Genomic DNA, 22,061 nt, shown 5'->3' with positions numbered 1-22,061 from the left:
TCCGGCACCGAGGGAAGGACCGCGCACCATGAAGGCCGCCGTAGTCACCGACTTCACCCGGCCCCTGGAGATCCAGCACCGCGTGATCCCGCGTCCGGCCGCGCAGCAGGTCCTCGTCCGCATGGAGGCGAGCGGGCTGTGCCACACGGACATCCACGCCGCCTCCGGTGACTGGCCCGTCAAGCCGGTCCCGCCGTTCGTCCCGGGCCACGAGGGCATCGGGATCGTCGAGGACCTGGGCGAGCGGGTCGGCCACATCAACGTCGGCGACCGCGTCGCCATCGCCTGGCTGGGCGAGGCGTGCGGCTACTGCGACCACTGCGTGTCCGGCTGGGAGACGCTCTGCCTGAAGCAGCGGAACAGCGGCTACTCGGTCGACGGCTCCTTCTCCGAGTACGCCGTCGCGCACGGCGACTACGTCGTGAAGGTCCCCGACGGCCTCGACCCCCTGGACGCCGCCCCGCTGACCTGCGCGGGAGTGACGACGTACAAGGCCGTGAAGGTGTCCGGCGCCGGCCCCGGCAAGCGCGTCCTGATCTCCGGGATCGGCGGCCTCGGCCATCTCGCGCTCCAGTACGCGCGGATCGCGGGTGCCGAGACCGTCGCCGTGGACGTCACCGACGACAAGCTGCGCCTCGCGCACGAGCTGGGCGCCGACCATGTCATCGACGCCCGTACCCAGGACGTCGCCGAGGCGGTGCGCGGGCTGGGCGGTGCCGATGTCGCGATCGGGCTCGCCGTGTCGAACGCGTCGCTCCGGGCGGCGTACGGCTCCCTGCGCAGGCACGGCACGCTCGTCCTGGTCGCGCTGCCCGCCGGGGGGAAGCTGGAACTGCCCGTGTTCGAGCACGTGCTCGAAGGCAAGAGCGTGATCGGTTCGATCGTCGGCACCCGGCAGGACCTCGCCGAGGTCTTCGAGCTGCACCGCCTCGGCCGTACCCGCGTCATCCGCGAGCAGCGCAGGCTCAAGGAGGTCAACGAGGCGATCGAGGACATCCTGGCGGGCCGGGTCACGGCCCGGCTGGTCTTCGACTTCCGCTAGGCACCGCACTGCACCCGCACCGGCACCCGCACCGCTCCCCAGGGCCGTCCACCCCGTAAATACCGGGAGGGGCGGCCCCGCCGTGTCGGATACGATTCTTTGATTCGACTGACGTACACCGTCACCGCACGCAGCGACTTGGGAGCAGCCCCCGATGGCTCGACACCTCATCACCAGCGCCCTTCCGTACATCAACGGAATCAAGCACCTGGGCAACATGGTGGGGTCCATGCTCCCGGCGGACGTGTACTCCCGGTACCTCCGCCAGCGCGGCCACGACGTCCTGTACATCTGCGCCACCGACGAGCACGGCACGCCCGCCGAGCTGGCCGCGAAGGAGCAGGGCCTGCCGGTCGCCGCGTTCTGCGGGAAGGCGCACGACGCGCAGAAGGCCGTGTACGACGGCTTCGGCCTGGCCTTCGACCACTTCGGCCGCAGCTCGTCCGAGCAGAACGCGGAGCTCACGCAGCACTTCGCGCGCAAGCTGAACGAGAACGGCTTCATCGAGGAGCGCGCGATCCGTCAGGTGTACTCGCCTGCCGACGGCCGCTTCCTGCCGGACCGCTACGTCGAGGGCACCTGCCCGCACTGCGGCTACGACAAGGCGCGCGGCGACCAGTGCGAGAACTGCACGCGCGTCCTGGACCCGACGGACCTGATCAACCCGCGCTCGGCGATCTCCGGCTCCACGGAGCTGGAGGTCCGCGAGACGAAGCACCTCTTCCTGCTCCAGTCGAAGCTGCAGGTCGAGGTCGAGGAGTGGATCGCGCGGACCGCGGGCGAGTGGCCGCAGCTGGCCTCCTCCATCGCCCGCAAGTGGCTGACCGAGGGCCTGCACGACCGCGCGATCACCCGTGACCTGGACTGGGGCGTCCCCGTCCCGGCCGACACGTGGCCGGAGCTGGCCGCCGAGGGCAAGGTCTTCTACGTCTGGTTCGACGCCCCGATCGAGTACATCGGCTCGACGAAGGAGTGGTCGGACGAGAACCCGGCGGACCGCGACTGGAAGTCGTGGTGGTACAAGGCCGACGACGTCCGGTACACGCAGTTCATGGCCAAGGACAACGTCCCGTTCCACAGCGTCATGTTCCCCGCCACGGAGATGGGCGTGCGCGAGCCGTGGAAGAAGGTCGACTACCTCAAGTCCTTCAACTGGCTGACGTACTACGGCGGCAAGTTCTCCACGTCGCAGAAGCGCGGCATCTTCACGGACGCCGCGCTGGAGATCCTCCCGGCCGACTACTGGCGCTACTTCCTCATCGCCAACGCGCCGGAGTCCGACGACTCCTCCTTCACGTGGGAGCACTTCGCGGCCACGGTGAACAAGGACCTCGCCGACACTCTCGGCAACTTCGTGAACCGCGTCCTGTCCTTCTCCCGCAAGCGCTTCGGTGACGACGTGCCCGCGGGCAAGGAGGCCGGCGAGGCGGAGGCGAAGCTGGGCACGGAGATCGCCGCGCTGCTCGCCGAGTACGAGGCCCAGATGGAGGCCCTCCAGTTCCGCAAGGCCGCGTCCGCGCTGCGCGCCCTGTGGTCGGCGGGCAACTCCTACCTGGAGGAGAAGGCCCCCTGGCTGGAGATCAAGACCGACCCGGAGGCCGCTGCCCTCACACTGCGTACGGCGATGAACCTCATCCACCTGTACGCGGTCGTGTCCGAGCCCTTCATCCCGGCGTCGTCGAAGGCGATGCGCGGCGCGTTCACGCTGGCCGACGACACGGCCACGTGGGTCACCGCCGAGCAGGCCAAGGCCCTGGACACCGTCCCCGCGGGCACGGCCTTCACCGTCCCGCCGGTGCTCTTCGCGAAGATCACCGAGGAGGACCTGGAGTCCTACCGTGAGCGCTTCGGCGGCGCTCCGGAGTAACGCATTCCGGGGGAAAGGGGTGCGGGGACAGATCCCCGCACCCCTTTCCCGTACCCCGCTACTGGCATGTCCACGACCGCGATTAGGGTTTCGCCATGCCAGTTCCCGCAACCATCCCGATCGCCCACGAGCCGGACCGCCGCACCGCCACCATCGGCCGGTACACGGACGGCCAGTTCCTGGCCACGGTGACGTACGCCTTCCCGGAGGGCTACCGCCCCGACGACGGCTGGGAGGAGCACAAGCGTCTCTACGCGGTGCTCCACACGTTCGACGCCTCGGGCAGGTACCGCGACTCGGAGATCTGGTGCGCGGGGACCTGGGCCGCGGGTGCCGAACTCGCCCAGGCCCACGCCCACTTGGACAAACTCCTGGCAGCCCTGCCCGGCCGCACCTACGGCGACATCGCCGTCCGCCCGTTCCGGCTCGCCGTGGACCGCGTGCTGTTCGGCCTGATCGCCGAGGACGACGACGAGGGCGGCTGGGCCGAGCTCTACCCGGACCGCCTCGGCTTCGGCGAACCGTGGGACGGCCGGTACGACACCTGAGCGCAGCCCGCGGCGGCGCCCGTCAGGAAGCCGTCGAGGCGGAAGCGCCCGGCTGCGCGTCCGTGCTGTCGTGCGTCTCGTCGGGTGCCACCGCCATCGTGATCGACCCGATGACGCCCTTCGCGATGCGCCCCTTGCCGTACGTCAGCTTCAGCAGGCCGCCCGTCGTCCCGCTCTGGTCGTAGATCGTGTCCTCGGTGAGCGTCGTGCGCTCGGCCGTGCTCGTCGAGTACGGCGCGACCTTCCCGGAGGCGATGACCGCGGCCTCCTCGAAGAAGAACTGGCCGGTGTGACAGGTGTGGCCGCCCTCGTAGCCGGCATCGGTCCACTTGCCGTCCACATGGACCTTGGTGTGGATGTGCACGGCCCGGCCCCGGTACCAGCCGGGGAAGATCGTCCTGAACTCGACACTGCCGTGCTTGTCCGTCTTCCAGGTACCCCGCAGATAACGCTCGTCGTCGGTGGGCTCCTCGTGCCCGCCGCCACCGCCGCCCCCGGGCGGGGCGCCCGTCGGGGTGCCGGACGGCTGGTCGGTCGGGGCTCCGCTCGGGGCACCGCTCGGGGGCGTGCCACCGCCACCGGTGGAGAGGGACTCGTACCCGGAGTAGATCCCGAGCGCGTCGCAGTGCCAGATGTCGACCGCCGCGTTCCGCAGGGGCTTGCAGGTCTCGGCGTCGATCACCTTGAGGCGGAGGACCATCGGGATGCCCTCCTTGTCCTCCGTGATGTCACGGCGCAGCTTGTCCGCGTCGATGTAGTACGGGCCCTCGGTGGTCTCCGAGGTGAGCCGGTAGCAGGAATCCGCCTCGGACTTCCTCTCGGCGGTGTCCGTCTCCCCGGCGAACGCGTTGGCGGCGATGGAGCCCCCGACGCCGACGGCCGCCACGGCGGCTCCGCCCGCGAGGATGACCTTCCGGCGGGTCATGTCACGTTTGTGCGCTGGTCCCTGAGTCTCTGTCATGGGAAGCGAAGCTAGGACCGCCACCTGTCAGGGACATGGGGATGCGCTGTGAGTCCGCACAGCGAAGGGGCCGGAACCGATCAACGGTTCCGGCCCCTTCGGACGACTGGCGGGTGCTACTTCTTCTCGCCCACCGGCTTGCGCAGCTGGATGTTCAGCTCGCGCAGGCGCGTCTCGTCGAGCTCCGTGGGCGCGCCCATCATCAGGTCCTGCGCGTTGCCGTTGAGCGGGAACGCGATGGTCTCGCGGATGTTCGGCTCGTCGGCGAGGAGCATGACGATGCGGTCGACGCCGGGGGCGATCCCGCCGTGCGGCGGGGCGCCGAAGCGGAACGCGCGGAGCATGCCCGCGAACTGCTCCTCGACGGTGTCACGGTCGTAGCCCGCGATCTCGAAGGCCTTGAGCATGATCTCGGGCTCGTGGTTCCGGATCGCGCCGGAGGACAGCTCCACGCCGTTGCAGACGATGTCGTACTGCCAGCCCAGGATGTCCAGCGGGTCCTTGGTCTCCAGTGCCTCGAGGCCGCCCTGCGGCATGGAGAACGGGTTGTGCGAGAAGTCGATCTTCCCGGTGTCCTCGTCCTTCTCGTACATCGGGAAGTCGACGATCCAGCAGAAGCGGAAGACGCCCTCCTCGAAGTGCCCGGCGCGCTTGGCGGCCTCGACACGGACGGCGCCCATGATCTTGGAGACCTCGTCGAACTCGCCCGCGCCGAAGAACACGGCGTGGCCGGCCTTCAGGCCGAGGCGCTCGGTGAGGACCTTGACGTTCTCGTCCGTGAGGAACTTCGCGATCGGGCCCGTGAGGGACCCGTCCTCGGCGACGCGGACCCAGGCGAGGCCCTTCGCGCCCTGCTCGACCGCGTAGTCACCGAGGCCGTCGAAGAACTTGCGGGACTGCGACGCGGTGTCCGGGACGGGCAGCGCGCGCACGTGCTTCCCGGCGAACGCCTTGAACTCGGAGCCCTCGAACACGTCCGAGATGTCGACCAGTTCGAGCTGGGCGCGCAGGTCCGGCTTGTCCGAGCCGTACTTGAGCATCGACTCGCGGAACGGGATCCGCGGGAACGGGGACGTGACGTGACGGCCGCCGCCGAACTCCTCGAAGAGCTCGGTCATCAGCTTCTCGATCGGCTGGAAGACGTCCTCCTGCTCGACGAAGGACATCTCCACGTCGAGCTGGTAGAACTCGCCCGGCGAGCGGTCCGCGCGGGCGTCCTCGTCGCGGAAGCAGGGCGCGATCTGGAAGTAGCGGTCGAAGCCCGAGATCATCAGCAGCTGCTTGAACTGCTGCGGGGCCTGCGGCAGCGCGTAGAACTTGCCCGGGTTGAGGCGCGAGGGGACGACGAAGTCGCGGGCGCCCTCCGGGGAGGTGGCGCTGAGGATCGGCGTCGCCATCTCGTTGAAGCCTAGGGCCACCATCTTGGAGCGGATGGAGGCGATGACCGACGAGCGCAGCATGATGTTGCGGTGCATGCGCTCGCGGCGCAGGTCGAGGAAGCGGTACTCCAGGCGCCGCTCCTCGTTCACCCCGTCGTCCGCGTTGATCGTGAACGGGATCTGCTGGGCCGCGCCGAGCACCTCGACCTCGGTGGCCTCGATCTCGATCTCGCCCGTGGGCAGCTCGGAGTTGACGTTGTCGGCGCCGCGCGAGACGACCTTGCCGTCGACGCGGACGACCGTCTCCTTGGTCAGCTTGTCGAGGACCTCGGCGGCCGCGGTGCCGGGGCGGGCGACGAGCTGCGTGATCCCGTAGTGGTCGCGCAGATCGATGAAGAGGATGCCGCCCAGGTCGCGCCGATTGTGCAGCCAGCCGCTCAGCCGGACGTCGGATCCGACGTCAGAGGCGCGGAGCTCGCCGCAGGTGTGGGACCTGTACCGATGCATCGTCGTTCATCCAGTCTTTGCGATTGGGGATTGGCCGGGCATGCCCGAAGCCCCAGGGTACCGGCCGCCTCAAGATCGCTCTGCGAATAGCCTCGGTGGCCGTCCACGATCACCTCTTCTTAGAGTGGGGCCATGCGCACTGGTACCCCCCTGCCGCCCGTGGGGGACGTTCTCGCCGCCCTCGACACCGGTGTGTGGCGGTGGGACAACCGGGCCGGGCTGGTCACCTTCGACGCGGAGGCGGCCCGGCTGCTCGGCCTGCCCGCATCCCGGGTGACGCTGACGGAGGCCGCCGTACGCTCCCGTTTCCACCCCGTCGACTGGAACGAGATCGACGGCGTGGTGCAGCTCGCCGTCGCCGAGGGCACCCTCGCCGAGGCCCGGCTGCGGATCATGGACGATCAGGGCGTGGTCATCAGGACCGTACGCAGCCGCTCCAAGCCGATCGTGCACGGCGACTCGCACGCGTTCGAGCTGATCGGCACGCTCCAGGAGGTCAGCGAGCCCACGCCCGGGTCCGCGGCGCGCACCCCGGTGACCGGGGACTGGCGGCGCTCCCGCGAGGCGTTCCTGCTGGACGCCGGGCGGGCGCTCGCCGAGGCGGGCTCCACCGAGGAGGTCCTGCGGGTCGCGGCCGGCCTCTCCATGCCGGGGTTCTCGCCGGACGGTCTCGCCGTCTTCGGCGTCGCCGGCGACCGGCTCACGGTCATCGGACACCACGGGCACGAGCCGGGCGAGGAGGGGCCCTTCACGGACATGCCCCTGGACACCGACTATCCGGCCGCCGAGGTGGTGCGCACCGGCCGCGCCGTCTATCTGTCGTCGCCCGAGCAGTACCGCCTGCGCTACCAGGCCGCCTGGCCGCTGGCCCAGCGCTTCCAGCGGCAGTCCTGGGCGTTCCTGCCGCTCATCGTCGCCGGCCGCACCATCGGCACCTGGATGGCCGCGTTCGCCTACCCGGTGTCCTTCACGCCCGACGAGCGCTCCGTCCTGACGACGGTGGCGCGCATGCTGGCGCAGGCCCTGTCGCGCGCCGGGATCACCGAGTCGGAACGGGAGCTGACGGACGGACTCCAGCGCTCGATGCTGCCCACGCTCGGCCCCGAGATCCCGGGGATGAGCGTCGCCGCCCGCTATGTGCCGACCGGCGGCGGCCTCCAGGTCGGCGGTGACTGGTACGACATGATCCCGCTGCCCACCGGGCGCATCGCGCTCGTCATCGGCGATGTGCAGGGGCACGACGTGCGGGCCGCCGGCCTGATGGGACAGCTGCGGATCGCGCTGCGGGCGTACGCGGCCGAGGGGCACCGCCCGGACGCCGTCCTCTCCCGCGCCTCCCGGTTCCTGTACGGGGTCACCGACTCCATCACGTACGGCTCCACGGGCGGCCCGGGCAAGGGCATCGAGAAGGGCTCGGAGGCGGGCGACCCGCGCTTCGCGACCTGTCTGTACGTGGAGGCCGACCCGAAGACGGGAATCCTGGAGATCGCGCGCGCGGGCCATCCCGACCCCGCGATACGCATGACCGACGGGACGGTCCTGGTGCGGCCCACCGCGGGCGGGCTGCCCCTCGGCGTCGACCCCGACGCCGACTACCCCACGACCCAACTCACCCTCGAACCCGGCGACACCCTGCTGATCTGCACCGACGGCCTCATCGAGACGGGCGGCCACGACCTCGACACCGGCTGGGCCCGCATCCGCGGCATCCTCGAGGAGCACGGCGTGCACGGGGAGCACTCCACCGACCCCGACCGCCTGGAGGACCTGGCAGACGCGCTCGTGCGGGCCGTGCACGGCCCGTCCTCGCACTACACGACGGGCCCGCTCGCCGATCGGCGCGAGGACGACATAGCGGTGCTGCTCCTCGCCAGGACGGACCTGCCGGACGCGCCCGTGCCCGCGCGCCGCACCGCGATGACCGTCGCCCAGGCCGAGCCGGAGCGGGTCGCCGCCGCCCGTCAGCACCTGCGCGAGCTGCTGCACGACTGGACCGACGAGGACCAGGTCGACTCGGCGGTCCTGATGATCTCGGAGATGCTCACGAACGTCCTCGTCCACACGGACGGTGACGCGCTCCTGGTCGCCGAGGTCGCCGACGGGCCCGCGCGGCGGCTGCGCGCCGAGGTCGCCGACGCCAGTGACGACCTGCCGCACAAGCGCCACCCGGGCGAGCTCGCGTCATCCGGGCGCGGCCTCGTCCTGATGGAGCTGCTCGCCGACCGCTGGGGCGTGGACCCGAGGGGCGAGGGCAAGAGCATCTGGTTCGAGCTCTACGAGTCTTCGGCCGACGTCTCACGTGAAACCCCCGACGGCGCCGATGGCCCCTCACCTGCGGAGTAGCGCTTACGCAGCTCCCCGATCACCCCGAAGGCGGCCGCCGTCACCGGCACCGCGAGCAGCATGCCGAGGATGCCCGCGACGGAGGCACCCGCCGTGATCGCCAGCATCACCATCGCGGGATGCATCTGCACGGTGCGGGACTGGATCATCGGCTGAAGGATGTGGCCCTCCAGCTGCTGCACCGCCAGGATGACGCCGAGCACCCACAGAGCGGTCACCCAGCCCCGGTCGGCGAGTGCCACCAGGACGGCCACCGCGCCGGAGATCGTGGCTCCGAGGTAGGGGATGTACGCGGTGACGAAGACCAGGGAGCCGAGTCCGACCGCGCCGGGCACCCGCAGGATGAGCAGGCCGACGGTGATGCAGATCGAGTCGATGAGCGCGATCAGCGTGGTCCCGCGCATGAAGCCCTCGACGGCCTGGAAGGCACGCCGCCCCATTGCCTCCAGGGTGTCCCCGACGCGGCCGGGCGCGAGGCTGTGCGCGAGGCCCGCGGCGCGGTCGGAGTCCTTGAGGAAGAAGAACGTGAGCAGGAGGGCGAGAACGCTGGTCGTGAGGAGCGAGCCGAGGACGGAGAGCCCGGCGATCACTCCGCTCGCGGCGCTGGCGCCCCACTTGGACAGCAGCTTCTTGAGGCTGCCGGCGGCGGATCCGAGGTCGTCGGCCACGGTGATCCCGAAGTGGCTCTTGATCCAGCTGCCGGCCTCCCGCACCGAGTCGACGATCTGGTCGCCGGTGTCGATGAGGGTCTTGACCACGATGTAGCCGGCGCCGCCGACGACGGCGACGAGGGCGACACATGTGAGGGCGGCGGCGAGCGCCCGGTTGACCTTCCTGCGGATCAGCCAGCCGTGCACCGGCCCGAGCAGGGCCGTGCCGAGCAGGGCGAGCAGCAGAGGCGTGACGGCCGTCTTGAAGACGATGCACAGCCAGACAGCGACGGCCGCCACACCGGTGACGAGCAGCGCCAGGGCGCACCAGGCGGCGGTGCGGCGGGCTGGTTCGGGAAGAAGCGGCTTACCTGTACCTGTGTGCACCCCCACAGGGCATCACGCGCGCGTGGCCCCGACCTTCCGGGCGGGGCCACGCGAGTGACGGGCAATCAGATACCGCTTACGTGTGCGGGATCCGCTCTCCCGGGATGACCCCGAGCCGGCCCGCCTGGAAGTCGTCGAACGCCTGCTGGAGTTCGTCGCGGGTGTTCATGACGAACGGACCGTAGTGCGCCATCGGCTCCCGGATCGGGCGGCCGCCCAGGAGGACGACCTCGAGGTCCGGGGTGTTGGAGTCCTGCGTCTCGTCCGCGCGGACGGTCAGCGAGGAGCCCGCGCCGAAGACGGCGGTCTGGCCCATGTGGACCGGCCTGCGGTCGGTGCCGACGGTGCCGCGGCCGGCGAGGACGTACGCGAGGCCGTTGAACTCCTCGCGCCACGGCAGCGTCAGCTCGGCGCCGGGGCGGACGGTCGCGTGGACCATCGTGATCGGCGTGTGCGTGACGCCGGGGCCGTCGTGGCCGTCGAGCTCACCCGCGATGACGCGCAGCAGGGCGCCGCCGTCGGCGGTGGTGAGGAGCTTGACCTGGCCACCGCGGATGTCCTGGTAGCGGGGGTCCTTCATCTTGTCGGCGGCCGGGAGGTTCACCCACAGCTGGAGGCCGTGGAAGAGCCCGCCGGACATGACGAGCGCCTCCGGCGGCGCCTCGATGTGCAGGAGGCCCGAGCCGGCCGTCATCCACTGGGTGTCGCCGTTGGTGATGGTGCCGCCGCCACCGTTGGAGTCCTGGTGAACGAAGGTGCCGTCGATGATGTAGGTGACGGTCTCGAAACCGCGGTGCGGGTGCCAGGGCGTGCCCTTGGGCTCTCCGGGCGCGTACTCCACCTCACCCATCTGGTCCATCATGATGAACGGGTCGAGGTACTTGTAGTTGATCCCGGCGAACGCTCGGCGCACCGGGAATCCCTCGCCCTCGAATCCGCTGGGCGCGGTCGTCACGGCCAGCACGGGGCGGGCCACGGCGTCGGCGGACGCGGCCACACGGGGCAGGGTCAGCGGGTTTTCGACGGTCACTGCAGGCATGTCGGGACCTCCTTGTGCTTCGAGTTTAGTTGAACGTAGAACTTTCTGCCACCTGGAACGCGGAACGCCCGGAGGGAATTCCCTCCGGGCGTCCGGGTGACGAAGTGCCGCGGGGCGGATCAGCCGTCCGCGGAGCAGGGGCGTCTAGCCGTACATGCGGCGCATCGCGAAGTCGACCATCTGCTCGACCGCCTTGGCGTCGAAGACCATCCGGTGCTCGCCCTCCATGTCGAGGACGAAGCCATACCCGGTCGGGAGCAGGTCGATCACCTCGGCGCCGGTGATCACGAAGTACTTGGACTCCTTGCCCGCGTACCTGCGCAGCTCCTTGAGCGAGGTGAACATCGGGATGACCGGCTGCTGGGTGTTGTGCAGCGCGAGGAAGCCGGGGTTGTCGCCGCGCGGGCAGTAGACCTTCGACGTGGCGAAGATCTGCTGGAAGTCCTCGGCGGACATCGAGCCCGTGGTGAAGGCGCGGACCGCGTCCGCCAGCGACGGAGGTGACGGCTCCGGATACAGCGGCGGCGCCTGCTGGCCGTACCCGCCCTGCATGCCCTGCTGCGGCGGCGCGTACTGCTGCCCGGGTCCCGCGGTCTGGTCGTAGCCGTACATGGGGGCCAGACTACCGAGCGGGGGCCGGAGCGCGGGCGCCGTTAGACCCTGCTCACATTGGCGGATCAGGGGTTGCGCGTTATTACCGACGGGTAGCATCATCGTAGGCACTTGCTACTTGCGAGTAGTGCGTGTTTACGAATATCCCGCTTCCAGCCAAACGGAGCCGTCGCCATGGGGCACTACAAGTCGAATCTCCGCGACATCGAGTTCAACCTCTTCGAGGTGCTCGGGCGCGACAAGCTGTACGGCAGCGGCCCGTTCGCGGAGATGGACGTCGACACCGCCAAGAGCATCCTCGACGAGGTCGCCCGCCTCGCCGAGAACGAGCTGGCCGAGTCCTTCACGGACGCCGACCGCAACCCGCCGGTCTTCGACCCGGAGACCAACACCGCTCCGGTACCGGCCAGTTTCAAGAAGTCGTACCAGGCCTTCATGGACTCCGAGTACTGGCGCCTGGGCCTGCCCGAGGAGATCGGCGGCACCACCTCCCCGCGCTCCCTGATCTGGGCCTACGCGGAGCTGCTGCTCGGCTCGAACCCGGCGATCTGGATGTACTGCTCCGGCCCGGCCTTCGCCGGCATCCTCTTCGAGGAGGGCAACGAGGCGCAGAAGAAGGTCGCCGAGATCGCCGTCGAGAAGCAGTGGGGCTCGACGATGGTCCTGACCGAGCCGGACGCCGGCTCGGACGTGGGCGCCGGCCGCACCAAGGCCGTCCAGCAGGAGGACGGCTCCTGGCACATCGAGGGCGTGAAGCGCTTCATCACGTCCGGTGAGCACGACATGTCGGAGAACATCCTCCACTACGTGCTCGCGCGCCCCGAGGGCCACGGCCCCGGCACCAAGGGCCTCTCCCTCTTCCTGGTCCCGAAGTTCCACTTCGACTGGGAGACCGGCGAGCTGGGCGAGCGCAACGGCGTCTACGCGACGAACGTCGAGCACAAGATGGGCCTCAAGGCGTCCAACACCTGCGAGATGACGTTCGGCGACCAGCACCCCGCCAAGGGCTGGCTCATCGGCGACAAGCACGACGGCATCCGCCAGATGTTCCGCATCATCGAGTTCGCCCGCATGATGGTCGGCACGAAGGCGATCTCCACGCTGTCGACGGGCTACCTGAACGCGCTGGAGTACGCCAAGGAGCGCGTCCAGGGCCCCGACCTGGCCCAGTTCATGGACAAGACCGCCCCCAAGGTCACCATCACGCACCACCCGGACGTGCGCCGCTCGCTCATGACGCAGAAGGCGTACGCGGAGGGCATGCGCGCGCTCGTGCTGCACACCGCCGCAGTCCAGGACGACATCGCGGTCAAGGAGACCGCGGGCGAGGACGCTTCGCAGCTCCACGCCCTCAACGACCTCCTCCTGCCGATCGTGAAGGGCTACGGCTCGGAGAAGGCCTACGAGCAGCTGGCGCAGTCGCTCCAGACGTTCGGCGGCTCGGGTTACCTCCAGGAGTACCCGATCGAGCAGTACATCCGCGACGCCAAGATCGACACCCTCTACGAGGGCACCACCGCGATCCAGGGCCAGGACTTCTTCTTCCGGAAGATCGTCCGCAACCAGGGCGCCGCGCTCAACGGCCTCGCCGAGGAGATCAAGAAGTTCCTCGCGGTCGGCACGGGCGGCGAGGAGCTCGCCCCGGCCCGCGAGGCACTCGCCAAGGCGGCCGTCGAGCTGGAGGCCATCGTCGGCGTCATGCTGACCGACCTCGCGGCCACCGAGCAGGACACCAAGAACATCTACAAGGTGGGCCTCAACACCACCCGCCTGCTGCTCGCCTCCGGCGACGTGGTCGTCGGCTTCCTGCTGCTGCGCGGCGCTGCCGTCGCCGCCGAGAAGCTGGAGACCGCCTCCGCCAAGGACCAGGCCTTCTACCAGGGCAAGATCGCCGCCGCGAAGTTCTTCGCCGCGAACGTCCTGCCGGGCGTCGGCCTGGAGCGCCGCCTCTCCGAGAAGGTCGACCTCGACCTGATGGAGCTGGACGAGGCCGCTTTCTAGTCCCCGGCCTGCCCGTAGTCACCGGCGCCGCCACCCGGACACATCCGGGTGGCGGCGCCGTCGTATCGAGATCGACCGCCTCCCCGACCGCACCCGGCCGCACCCGCGCGGACCCCCCGCGCGCCGGGCCGAAGGCTCGTTAGGCTGGCCCGCATGAGCAACCCCTCCCGCTTCGACCGCGGTCACACCGACGACCTCATGTCCTTCCTCGCGGCCAGCCCCTCGCCGTACCACGCCGTGGCGAACGCCGCCGCGCGCCTGGAGAAGGCCGGATTCCGCCAGGTCGCCGAGACCGACGCGTGGGACGGGACGACGGGCGGCAAGTACGTGACGCGCGGCGGCGCGATCGTGGCGTGGTACGTCCCCGAGGGCGCCGCGCCGCACACCCCCTTCCGCATCGTCGGCGCGCACACCGACTCGCCGAACCTGCGCGTCAAGCCGCTGCCCGACATGGGCTCGCAGGGCTGGCGGCAGGTCGCCGTCGAGATCTACGGCGGACCGCTCCTCAACTCCTGGCTCGACCGGGACCTCGGACTCGCGGGCCGGCTCACCCTGCGGGACGGCTCGACGCGGCTCGTGAACATCGACCGGGCACTGCTGCGCGTGCCGCAGCTCGCCATCCACATGGACCGCTCCGTCCACACCGACGGCCTCAAGCTCGACAAGCAGAAGCACATGCAGCCCATCTGGGGCCTCGGCGACGACGTCCACGAGGGCGGCCTCATCCGGTTCCTGGAGGAGGAGTGCGGCCTCGCCGAGGGCGACGTCACCGGGTGGGACCTGATGACACACCCCATCGAGGCGCCCTCCTACCTCGGCCGCGACAAGGAGCTCGTCGCCGGACCCCGCATGGACAACCTCCTGTCCGTGCACGCGGGAACGGCCGCCCTCGCCGCCGTGTCCGCCTCCGACGACCTCCCCTACATCCCGGTCCTCGCCGCCTTCGACCACGAGGAGAACGGGTCGCAGTCCGACACCGGCGCCGACGGACCGCTGCTCGGCGGCGTCCTGGAGCGCTCGGTGTTCGCGCGCGGAGGCTCGTACGAGGACAAGGCCCGCGCCTTCGCCGGGACGGTGTGCCTGTCGTCCGACACCGGGCACGCCGTACACCCCAACTACGCCGAGCGCCACGACCCCACCCACCACCCGCGCGCCGGCGGCGGCCCCATCCTCAAGGTCAACGTCAACAACCGCTACGCCACCGACGGTTCGGGCCGCGCCGTGTTCGCCGCCGCGTGCGAGAAGGCCGGCGTGCCCTTCCAGTCGTTCGTCTCCAACAACGCCATGCCCTGCGGCACCACGATCGGCCCGATCACGGCGGCCCGCCACGGCATCAAGACCGTCGACATCGGCGTCGCGATCCTCTCCATGCACAGCGTCCGCGAACTGTGCGCCGCCGACGACCCGTTCCTCCTCGCGAACGCTCTCGCCGCCTTCCTGGAGGGCTGACCTCCCCGACAGGCGGTGCCGCGCAGCCCGCAGACCCCCCGGCGGTAAGCTCGACCTTTGCCGTGCGGGGGGGCCAAGGGAGGACACCGGGCGTGGAGTTCAGGATTCTCGGCACCGTCGCGGTCGCGACGGAGACCGGTGAACTGCCGCTGGGCCCCGCCAAACGCTCCGGCCTCCTCGCGATGCTGCTGCTGCGGCCCAACAGCGTCGTCCGCGTCGAGCAGCTGATCGCCGCCCTGTGGGAGGACGAACCGCCCCTCCACGCCAAGGCCGTCCTGCAGAGCCACGTCTCACGGCTACGGGCCCTGCTCACCGCGCACGACGCCGAGATGTACGGGGTCCGGCTGACCACCCAGGGCTCCGCCTACGCGCTCCAGCTCCCGGAGACCCTCCTCGACGCCCACCGCTTCGAGGAACTGGTCGCCCTCGCCCGGCTCCAGCACCGGCCCGCCGACACCGTCCAGATGCTCCGCGAGGCCCTCTCCCTGTGGCAGGGCCCCGCACTCACCGGCACCGTGCGCAGCGCACCCCTGGAAGCCGCCGCGCTCGCCCTCGAAGAGCTGCGCATAGCCTCCGTGGAAGGGCTCTCGGAGGCGTACGGGCAGCTCGGCGAGCACGCGCGGGCGGCGGCCGTCCTGCGCCCCGAGTCGGTGGCCCACCCCCTGCGCGAGTCGCTCGCCGCCGCGCTGGTCCTCGCGCTCGGCCGCTCCGGGCGGCAGTCCGACGCCCTCGACCACTACCACCGCACGCGGCGGCTCCTCGCCGACGAACTCGGCATCGATCCCGGGCCGGTCCTCGAGGAGGCGTACCGGACGATTCTGGGGACGCCGTCGGTGCAGGCGCCGCCCCAGGCCGCGTTCGCGTCACAGCCTCAGGCGAAGCTGAAGCCGTCGGCCGGTCCCGTGGGCCCGGTCGCGCCGTCGCGGCCCGTGTCCGACGAGCCGGCCGACGACACCGGGCCCGGCCCGTCCCCGTCACCGTCGCCGCCCCTGTCCCCCTCGCCGTCCCTGGAAGCCGCCGCGCCGCCCGACGCCGGTACCCGAACCCCGAGCGCCCCCGACAGCGCGTCCGACCGGAAACCCCGGACCGATACCGAATCCGGACCCCCCGTCGACCCCTACCCCGAACACCCCGCCGCCCCCACCCCCGTACACACCCCCGTACACACCCCCGCCGAACCCCCCACGCCCACGCCCAACCTGCTGCCCCGCCTCCCGCGTGGCTTCTCCGGGCGCGAGGCCGAGCTCGGTGCCCTCGACCAGGTGCTGGCCGGCGACGACGCGCCCGTCTGTCTGCTGGCCGGGCCCGCCGGTGTCGGCAAGACCGCGCTGGCCGTGCACTGGGCCCACCGCCGCAACGCGCGCCACGGCCGGTTCCCCGACGGCGTCCTCTTCGCCGACCTGCGCGGCTTCAGCGACACCCCCGCCCCCGAAACACCCACCGTGCTGAGGGAGTTCCTCCTCGCGCTCGGCGTCCCGTCCCGGCGGATCCCCGAGACCACCGCCGCAATGGGCGCCCTCTACCGCTCCCTCGCCGCACACCGCCGCCTTTTCGTCGTCCTCGACAACGCCCGCACCTCCGCCCAGGTCCGCCCCCTGCTCCCCGGCGGCGACCACTGCGCCACCCTCATCACCAGCCGCGACCGGCTCGGCGGCCTCATCGCCTCCGACGCCGCGACCCCCCTACCCCTGAACCCTCTGCCGCCCGGCGACGCGGCCGGACTCCTCGCCGCCGTACTCGGCGACGAGCGCGTGTCCGCCGAACCCGCGGCCGTCGAACGCCTCGCGGGCCTGTGCGACGGGCTGCCGCTCGCCCTGCGCGTCACCGCGGCCCGCCTCGCCGAGCGCCCCAACGGCACCCTGGCCGCGATGGCCGGTGAACTCGCCGACGAACAGCGCCGGCTGAGCCTGCTCGACATCGAGGACACCGGCGTATCGGCCGCGCTGCGACTCACCGTCCGGCACCTGCCCGCACCCGCCGCCGAACTCTTCGGTCTCATCGGACTGCACACCGGATCCGACCTCGACCGCTTCACGGCCGCCGCGCTCACCGGCACCACCCCCGACGAGGCGGACACCGCGCTCGGCCGGCTCGCCGCCGCCCACCTGGTCGCCGAATCGGCCGGAGGCCGCCGCACACCCCACGACCTCGTACGCCTCTACGCGCGCACCCTCATACCCGAGCCCGCCGCCGAACCACTCGGCCGCCTCCTCGACCACTACCTGCGCACCGCCCTCGCCGCGGCCGCCGCCGCCCACCCCGAGAGCCGCCCCTGCTGCGCCCTGCCCGCGGACATCCGGCCGGCCGTCGCCGTAAGGGAGTTCCCCGACCGCGCCGCCGCGCTCGACTGGTTCGAGGCCGAGCGGTCCGGCCTGGAAGGCGCCGTCGCCGCGGCCGCCGGCGCCGGACTGCACGACCGGGCCTGGCGGATCGCCCTCCTCCTGTGGCCCGTGATCCTGCTGCGCGTCGGCGACGGCTGGGTCCCGCTGCTCGAACAGTGCCTCGCCTCCGCGGAGCACGAGGACGACCCGGACGCCCAGTCGCGGGCCCGCGCCCTGCTCGGCTGGATCCTCCACGAGGAAGGCAAGGACGACGAGGCCCTCGTCCACCTCGAACAGGCCCCCGGACTCGCGGCCCTCGCCGGCGACGTCACCAGCGAGGCCATCGCCTGCGTCAATCTCGCCGTCGCGCTCAACGGCACCGGCGCGCACGACCGCGCCGGGCTCCTCCTGTCCCGCGCCGTCACCCTCGCCGTACAGGCCCAGCATCCGCCGACGGAAGCGCTCGCGCTGCACCATCTGTCCCGGCACTGCCTCGACACGGGCGCCCACGAAGCGGCCCTCTCGCACGCCGTACGGGCCCTCGACATGACCTCGTCCGACGAGGCCGCCCGACGCGTGCTGCTGCAGACCGCGTGCGGCGAGGCGCTGGCCGCGCTCGGACGCCCCGACGACGCCGTCGACCTGCTCGAACAGGCTCTGCGGACAGCCGAGTCGGTGGGTTTCGAGGACGGCGTGGCGGCCGTGCGGAAGGCCCTGGACGGGCTGCCAGCGGATCGTTAGCGGCACGCAAGCCGATCGAGAGAGCCACCCCCGAAGCTGAAGTCAGCACCGAGACAACGGTGCCGACCACACAGCAGACCGCACGCACGGACCGTCTTCACACGGACCTTTCGCACGGACCATTCACACGGGGGAGCCCACCATGAACACCCACCGCAACCGTTCCCGCACCGTCCTCGCCGTCGCCGCCCTCGCGGCCCTGAGCCTGTCCCTCACCGCCTGCAACAGCGGCGAGGGCACCAAGGACTCGGGCGCCGCCTCCACGGACAAGGCGGCCACCGACTCCGCGGGTTCCGGCGCCGAGAACACCGGCTCCGACAGCGGCTCGGGCAGCGGCTCGTCGAAGGCTTCCGGCGGCACGGACGCCGCCGCGGCCGGCGCGAAGCAGACCGGCACCGGCACGACCGGCGGCACGGCGGCGAAGAAGGCCACCGAGTGCAAGGTCGGCTACCTCGACTACTCCCTCAAGCGCGAGAACCCCGAGCAGCAGGGCGACCACCTGCTCATCACGGCCGTCAACCGTTCCGCCACGGCCTGCACCGTGCAGAAGTTCCCCGTCGTGACCCCGGGCGAGGCCAACGGCGACGCGCCGCTCGCCAAGGACGACCAGCAGCCCGCCCAGCCGATCGTCGTGCAGCCCGGCGGCACGGTCTACTCCGCGATCAACGTCTACCAGGAGACGAAGGCCGAGGACGACTACTTCAAGTCGATCCGCCTGTCCCTGGTCAGGAACAACTCCGACGACTCGAGCGAGTCCGTCAAGCTGGTCACGCCCGGCGAGGTGGAGTACGCCGGCAAGCGCGCCGACGGCATCGAGGTGCTCTCCTGGAACACCAAGCGCCCGTATGCCGGCTGACCGGCACTCCGTCAGCCCCGGTCAGCCTCTGCCAGTCCGGATCAGCCCCGGTCGTCCATCCCCGCCAGCACCAGCGGCAGCCGGTCCGCGCCACCCTCGGTGAGCCGGACCGGCACGCCCCAGTCCTGCTGGTGGACGTGGCAGGCCGGGTACTCGTTGGCCGGGTCGTCGTCACACGAGGCGGCCATCGCCGACACGTGCAGGACGCCCTCCGCCACCTCCGGGTTGAGGACCAGCTGGCGCGACAGGTCCGTGTCCGCCCCGTCGCCGGCGACCAGCAGCTCCGGCGGGGTGGAGGAGACCAGGAGCCGGGTCGAGGGCCCGTACCGCATATCGAGCTTCTGACCCGCCGGAGCCTGGAAGATCACGTCCAACTGCAGCTTGCCCGCGGCGACCTCGGTCGCCGCGCGCTGCGTCCGGTGCGCGACCGACTCGACCCGCACGGCCTCCTCCGGAAGCCGCAGCCGCGTCAGCCGGTGCCGCGCCGACTCCACCACGACGATTTCTGCGGAGTCCCCACCCACGAGCACCGCGTCGCTGGGCTCCCGCAGATCCGTCGCCAGCGTGGTGACCTCACCGGTCGCCGGGTCGTAGCGGCGCAGGGCGTGGTTGTACGTGTCCGAGACCGCGACCGAGCCGTCCGGCAGGGCCGTCACGCCCAACGGGTGCTGGAACAACGCCTGTTCGGCGGCGCCGTCCCGGTGCCCGAAGTCGAAGAGACCCGTACCGACCGCCGTGTGCACGGCGCCGTCCAGGTCGACGTACCGCAGCGCGGACGTCTCCGAGTCCGCCACCCACAGCCGCTCGCCGGTCGCCGCGAGCCCGGACGGCTGCGCGAACCACGCCTCGGCCCCCGGCCCGTCGACGAGCCCCTCATTCGTCGTGCCCGCCGCGACGGCGACACTCTTCGTCTCCGGGTCGTACGTCCACAGCTGGTGCACGCCCGCCATGGCGATCCACACCTTGCCGCCGAAGACGGCGACGTCCCACGGCGAGGACAGCGACACCTCGAGGGCGGGGCCGCTGGTCGGCGCGCCCTGCCACCACTGCCGGCCGGTACCCGCGAGCGTCGTGATGTCCCCGCTCGCGAGGTCCACGGCCTTCAGCGAGTGGTGCACCGTGTCGGCCACGACGACGGTCGCGTCGTCGAGGAGCGCGAGGCCCTGCGGCTCGTTGAAGTCGCCGGGCGAGCCGATCCGCCGTACGACGCTCTCGCCGTCCTCGGCCAGCTCGACGAGCTGGTGCCGGGTCGTGTCGGAGACCAGGAAGTTCCCGGACGGCAGCACGAGCGCCTTGCCGGGGAAGCGCAGATCCGTCGCGACCGGCTCGGGGGCGGCATACGGTCCGTCGCCGCGGCGCAGCGTCCCCTTCGCGCCGTGCTCCGCCTCCAGCTGCTCGACCAGCTTCTCGATGGCGTGGGCGTGCCCCTCGCCGGCGTGCTGCGCGACGATGTACCCCTCGGGGTCGATCACGGCGAGCGTGGGCCAGGCCCGCACGGCGTACTGCTTCCAGGTCGCCAGCTCGGGGTCGTCGAGGACGGGGTGCTCGACGTTGTACCGCTCGACGGCGTCGACCACGGCGGCGTGCTCGGCCTCGTGCACGAACTTCGGCGAGTGCACCCCGACGATCACGACGGTGTCCCGGTGCTTCTCCTCGAGCTCACGCAGCTCGTCGAGGACATGCAGACAATTCACGCAACAAAATGTCCAAAAATCAACGATTACGATGCGGCCCCGCAGATCCGCGAGGCTTAGTTCTCCACCGACTGTGTTGATCCAACCGCCCTTGCCGATCAGCTCGGGGGCTCGGACACGTGCACGCTTTGCCATGGTTCAAGCCAACCACATGCCCCTGTGTTCCTATTCCGCCCGGCCCCCGCTCCGGGTCCCGGCGGCGCGTCTGCCCGCTGCGCGGCAGGCGTGTGACCGACGCTTGGCAGCTATGACGGACGACAGCACGCGCGGCGGCCTCACCGGGACCCTGGCCAAGGTCACGCGGTGGGGCGCCGCGCGGGCCGGTGAGCTGCAGGAGCGGCTGCCGTTCCTCACGCGCCTGACCCGGCAGATGGTGGACGTGAGTCTCCTCGACTCCTCGACGCGACTGGCCGCGCAGGCCTTCCTGACGGCGATCCCCGTGCTCTTCGTCATCGCCGCGTTCGCCCCGACCGGCGTGCGCGACCGCCTCATCGAGTCGGCCACGTACGCGCTCGGCCTGTCCGGACCCGCCCTCGACCAGGTCCGGCAGGTGTTCGGGACACACGACGACACCGCACGCGAGACCTCGGGAGCCGTCGGCGTCCTCGTCACGCTGCTGTCAGCGACCTCGTGCAGCCGCGCGCTGCAACGCGTGTGCGAGCGCGCCTGGCACGTGCCGCCCGCAGGTCTGCGCCTCATCGCGTGGCGGTGGCTGGTGTGGCTGCTGGTGTGGCTGGCCGCTCTGGTGGTCCAGGGGCTGCTGCGCGAGGGGTTCGGGTTGGGCCCCTGGCTCGGCCTGCCGCTGTCGTTCGCGTCGAGCACCCTGCTGTGGTGGTGGACGCAGCACATGCTGCTCGGCGGCCGCGTGCCGTGGCTGCCACTGTTGCCGGGCGCCCTCCTGACCGGCATGGGCGCGGTCGTTCTCGCCTGGGCGTCGCGCTTCTACATGCCGGTGACACTGAACCGCTCAGTGGCAGAGTTCGGCCCCCTCGGCCTCGTGTTCACGCTGCTGTCGTGGCTCATCGTGCTGTTCACGGTCGTGTGCGTGGGGATCGCCACGGGGTACGTCATCGCCCAGGAGCCGTTCCTCGCCCGCCGCCTCGGGACACCGCCGCCCGAGTGAGGGGGGAGAGTCCTCACGCGCGGGCTGGGCACCCTTCGACGTATGAGATACGAAGTTCGAGAGCGGCTCTTCGCGGTGGGCGAGGACTACTGGATCGAGGACGAGCAGGGCCACAAGGCCTTCCTCGTCGACGGCAAGGCGATGCGCCTGCGGGACACCTTCGAGCTGAAGGGGCCCGACGGGCGGGTGCTCATCGACATCCACGAGAAGATGTTCGCCCTGCGCGACACGATGGTCATCGAGCGCGGCGACGAGGCCCTCGCCAAGATCAAGCGCAAGCGCCTGTCGCTGCTGCGCAACCACTACCGGGTCGAACTGGTCGACGGCACCGAGCTCGACGTCAGCGGAAAGATCCTGGACCGCGAGTTCGTCGTCGAGTACGACGGCGACATGCTCGCCCACATCTCACGCCGCTGGCTCCGGGTCCGCGACACGTACGGCGTCGACGTCATCCGTGAGGACGCGGACCCGGCGCTGCTCATCGCCATCGCGGTGTGCGTGATCCACCTGGCGGAGAAGGAGCGGGGGGTCGGCTGACGGC

The 22,061-nt window shown here is 71.0% G+C and carries 16 protein-coding genes; 10 read left to right on the top strand and 6 right to left on the bottom strand.

Features of this window, described 5'->3' with window-relative positions; translation table 11 throughout:
- Positions 1–28: 28 nt before the first annotated feature.
- The 3 genes from adhP to ACWFR4_RS13685 all read left to right on the top strand — a co-directional run bounded on the left by adhP (position 29) and on the right by ACWFR4_RS13685 (position 3,457).
- The gene (gene adhP / locus ACWFR4_RS13695) at positions 29–1,042 is read left to right on the top strand and encodes an alcohol dehydrogenase AdhP (protein WP_453465717.1); all 1,014 of its coding nucleotides are present in this window, start codon (positions 29–31) and stop codon (positions 1,040–1,042) included.
- Between the two features lie 154 nt (positions 1,043–1,196).
- On the top strand, positions 1,197–2,909 hold the full coding sequence (gene metG / locus ACWFR4_RS13690) for a methionine--tRNA ligase (RefSeq protein WP_453652445.1): 1,713 nt from the start codon (positions 1,197–1,199) through the stop codon (positions 2,907–2,909).
- A gap of 95 nt (positions 2,910–3,004) precedes the next feature.
- Positions 3,005–3,457 carry a hypothetical protein gene (locus ACWFR4_RS13685; RefSeq protein WP_453652443.1) on the top strand — a complete coding sequence of 151 codons (453 nt, stop codon included), beginning with the start codon at positions 3,005–3,007 and terminating at the stop codon, positions 3,455–3,457.
- 22 nt (positions 3,458–3,479) lie between these two features.
- Here ACWFR4_RS13685 and ACWFR4_RS13680 read toward each other — a convergent pair whose 3' ends face one another.
- Both ACWFR4_RS13680 and aspS read right to left on the bottom strand, forming a co-directional pair.
- Positions 3,480–4,382, bottom strand: coding sequence for an intradiol ring-cleavage dioxygenase (locus ACWFR4_RS13680; protein WP_453652441.1), 903 nt, complete (start codon positions 4,380–4,382; stop codon positions 3,480–3,482).
- 152 nt (positions 4,383–4,534) lie between these two features.
- Positions 4,535–6,304, bottom strand: coding sequence for an aspartate--tRNA ligase (aspS, locus tag ACWFR4_RS13675; protein WP_453468376.1), 1,770 nt, complete (start codon positions 6,302–6,304; stop codon positions 4,535–4,537).
- Between the two features lie 132 nt (positions 6,305–6,436).
- Here aspS and ACWFR4_RS13670 point away from each other — a divergent pair, with 132 nt between their 5' ends.
- The gene (locus ACWFR4_RS13670; RefSeq protein WP_453652439.1) at positions 6,437–8,647 is read left to right on the top strand and encodes a SpoIIE family protein phosphatase; all 2,211 of its coding nucleotides are present in this window, start codon (positions 6,437–6,439) and stop codon (positions 8,645–8,647) included.
- Here ACWFR4_RS13670 and ACWFR4_RS13665 read toward each other — a convergent pair.
- The 3 genes from ACWFR4_RS13665 to ACWFR4_RS13655 form a co-directional block, all read right to left on the bottom strand.
- Positions 8,578–9,684, bottom strand: coding sequence for an AI-2E family transporter (locus tag ACWFR4_RS13665; protein ID WP_453652437.1), 1,107 nt, complete (start codon positions 9,682–9,684; stop codon positions 8,578–8,580). The genes ACWFR4_RS13670 and ACWFR4_RS13665 overlap by 70 nt on opposite strands.
- Before the next feature lie 76 nt (positions 9,685–9,760).
- Entirely contained in the window at positions 9,761–10,723 is a 963-nt protein-coding gene (locus ACWFR4_RS13660) for a pirin family protein (RefSeq protein WP_453468373.1), read from the bottom strand.
- 144 nt (positions 10,724–10,867) lie between these two features.
- Positions 10,868–11,335, bottom strand: coding sequence for an SseB family protein (locus ACWFR4_RS13655; protein WP_100596474.1), 468 nt, complete (start codon positions 11,333–11,335; stop codon positions 10,868–10,870).
- Between the two features lie 174 nt (positions 11,336–11,509).
- Between ACWFR4_RS13655 and ACWFR4_RS13650 the strand changes: the two genes are divergently transcribed.
- From ACWFR4_RS13650 to ACWFR4_RS13635, 4 genes are all read left to right on the top strand, one after another.
- Positions 11,510–13,336, top strand: coding sequence for an acyl-CoA dehydrogenase (locus ACWFR4_RS13650; RefSeq protein WP_453468372.1), 1,827 nt, complete (start codon positions 11,510–11,512; stop codon positions 13,334–13,336).
- Between the two features lie 153 nt (positions 13,337–13,489).
- Positions 13,490–14,785 carry a M18 family aminopeptidase gene (locus ACWFR4_RS13645; protein WP_453464535.1) on the top strand — a complete coding sequence of 432 codons (1,296 nt, stop codon included), beginning with the start codon at positions 13,490–13,492 and terminating at the stop codon, positions 14,783–14,785.
- A 92-nt stretch (positions 14,786–14,877) separates the two neighbouring features.
- Positions 14,878–17,847, top strand: coding sequence for a BTAD domain-containing putative transcriptional regulator (locus ACWFR4_RS13640; RefSeq protein WP_453652435.1), 2,970 nt, complete (start codon positions 14,878–14,880; stop codon positions 17,845–17,847).
- A 142-nt stretch (positions 17,848–17,989) separates the two neighbouring features.
- Positions 17,990–18,703, top strand: a complete 714-nt coding sequence (locus ACWFR4_RS13635; RefSeq protein ID WP_453464529.1) for a DUF4232 domain-containing protein — start codon at positions 17,990–17,992, stop codon at positions 18,701–18,703.
- A 41-nt stretch (positions 18,704–18,744) separates the two neighbouring features.
- Here ACWFR4_RS13635 and ACWFR4_RS13630 read toward each other — a convergent pair whose 3' ends face one another.
- Complete coding sequence (locus tag ACWFR4_RS13630) at positions 18,745–20,532, bottom strand: thioredoxin-like domain-containing protein (protein ID WP_453652433.1); 1,788 nt, start codon at positions 20,530–20,532, stop codon at positions 18,745–18,747.
- A 112-nt stretch (positions 20,533–20,644) separates the two neighbouring features.
- Here ACWFR4_RS13630 and ACWFR4_RS13625 point away from each other — a divergent pair, with 112 nt between their 5' ends.
- Both ACWFR4_RS13625 and ACWFR4_RS13620 read left to right on the top strand, forming a co-directional pair.
- Positions 20,645–21,520 carry a YhjD/YihY/BrkB family envelope integrity protein gene (locus ACWFR4_RS13625; protein ID WP_453652432.1) on the top strand — a complete coding sequence of 292 codons (876 nt, stop codon included), beginning with the start codon at positions 20,645–20,647 and terminating at the stop codon, positions 21,518–21,520.
- 42 nt (positions 21,521–21,562) lie between these two features.
- Positions 21,563–22,057, top strand: coding sequence for an LURP-one-related/scramblase family protein (locus ACWFR4_RS13620; protein WP_453464521.1), 495 nt, complete (start codon positions 21,563–21,565; stop codon positions 22,055–22,057).
- Positions 22,058–22,061 lie beyond the last annotated feature (4 nt).

Source organism: Streptomyces sp. NPDC055140, from assembly GCF_053607285.1.
The sequence above is the reverse complement of the archived record's forward strand: the minus strand, read 5'-3'. Positions and strand labels throughout refer to the sequence as shown.

Excerpts from the sequence above, each read along its gene's own strand:
- adhP (WP_453465717.1), top strand. The coding sequence starts at position 29 with ATGAAGGCCGCCGTAGTCACCGACTTCACCCGGCCCCTGGAGATCCAG.
- metG (WP_453652445.1), top strand. The coding sequence starts at position 1,197 with ATGGCTCGACACCTCATCACCAGCGCCCTTCCGTACATCAACGGAATC.
- ACWFR4_RS13685 (WP_453652443.1), top strand. The coding sequence starts at position 3,005 with ATGCCAGTTCCCGCAACCATCCCGATCGCCCACGAGCCGGACCGCCGC.
- ACWFR4_RS13680 (WP_453652441.1), bottom strand. The coding sequence starts at position 4,382 with ATGACCCGCCGGAAGGTCATCCTCGCGGGCGGAGCCGCCGTGGCGGCC.
- aspS (WP_453468376.1), bottom strand. The coding sequence starts at position 6,304 with ATGCATCGGTACAGGTCCCACACCTGCGGCGAGCTCCGCGCCTCTGAC.
- ACWFR4_RS13670 (WP_453652439.1), top strand. The coding sequence starts at position 6,437 with ATGCGCACTGGTACCCCCCTGCCGCCCGTGGGGGACGTTCTCGCCGCC.
- ACWFR4_RS13660 (WP_453468373.1), bottom strand. The coding sequence starts at position 10,723 with ATGCCTGCAGTGACCGTCGAAAACCCGCTGACCCTGCCCCGTGTGGCC.
- ACWFR4_RS13655 (WP_100596474.1), bottom strand. The coding sequence starts at position 11,335 with ATGTACGGCTACGACCAGACCGCGGGACCCGGGCAGCAGTACGCGCCG.
- ACWFR4_RS13650 (WP_453468372.1), top strand. The coding sequence starts at position 11,510 with ATGGGGCACTACAAGTCGAATCTCCGCGACATCGAGTTCAACCTCTTC.
- ACWFR4_RS13645 (WP_453464535.1), top strand. The coding sequence starts at position 13,490 with ATGAGCAACCCCTCCCGCTTCGACCGCGGTCACACCGACGACCTCATG.
- ACWFR4_RS13635 (WP_453464529.1), top strand. The coding sequence starts at position 17,990 with ATGAACACCCACCGCAACCGTTCCCGCACCGTCCTCGCCGTCGCCGCC.
- ACWFR4_RS13630 (WP_453652433.1), bottom strand. The coding sequence starts at position 20,532 with ATGGCAAAGCGTGCACGTGTCCGAGCCCCCGAGCTGATCGGCAAGGGC.
- ACWFR4_RS13625 (WP_453652432.1), top strand. The coding sequence starts at position 20,645 with ATGACGGACGACAGCACGCGCGGCGGCCTCACCGGGACCCTGGCCAAG.
- ACWFR4_RS13620 (WP_453464521.1), top strand. The coding sequence starts at position 21,563 with ATGAGATACGAAGTTCGAGAGCGGCTCTTCGCGGTGGGCGAGGACTAC.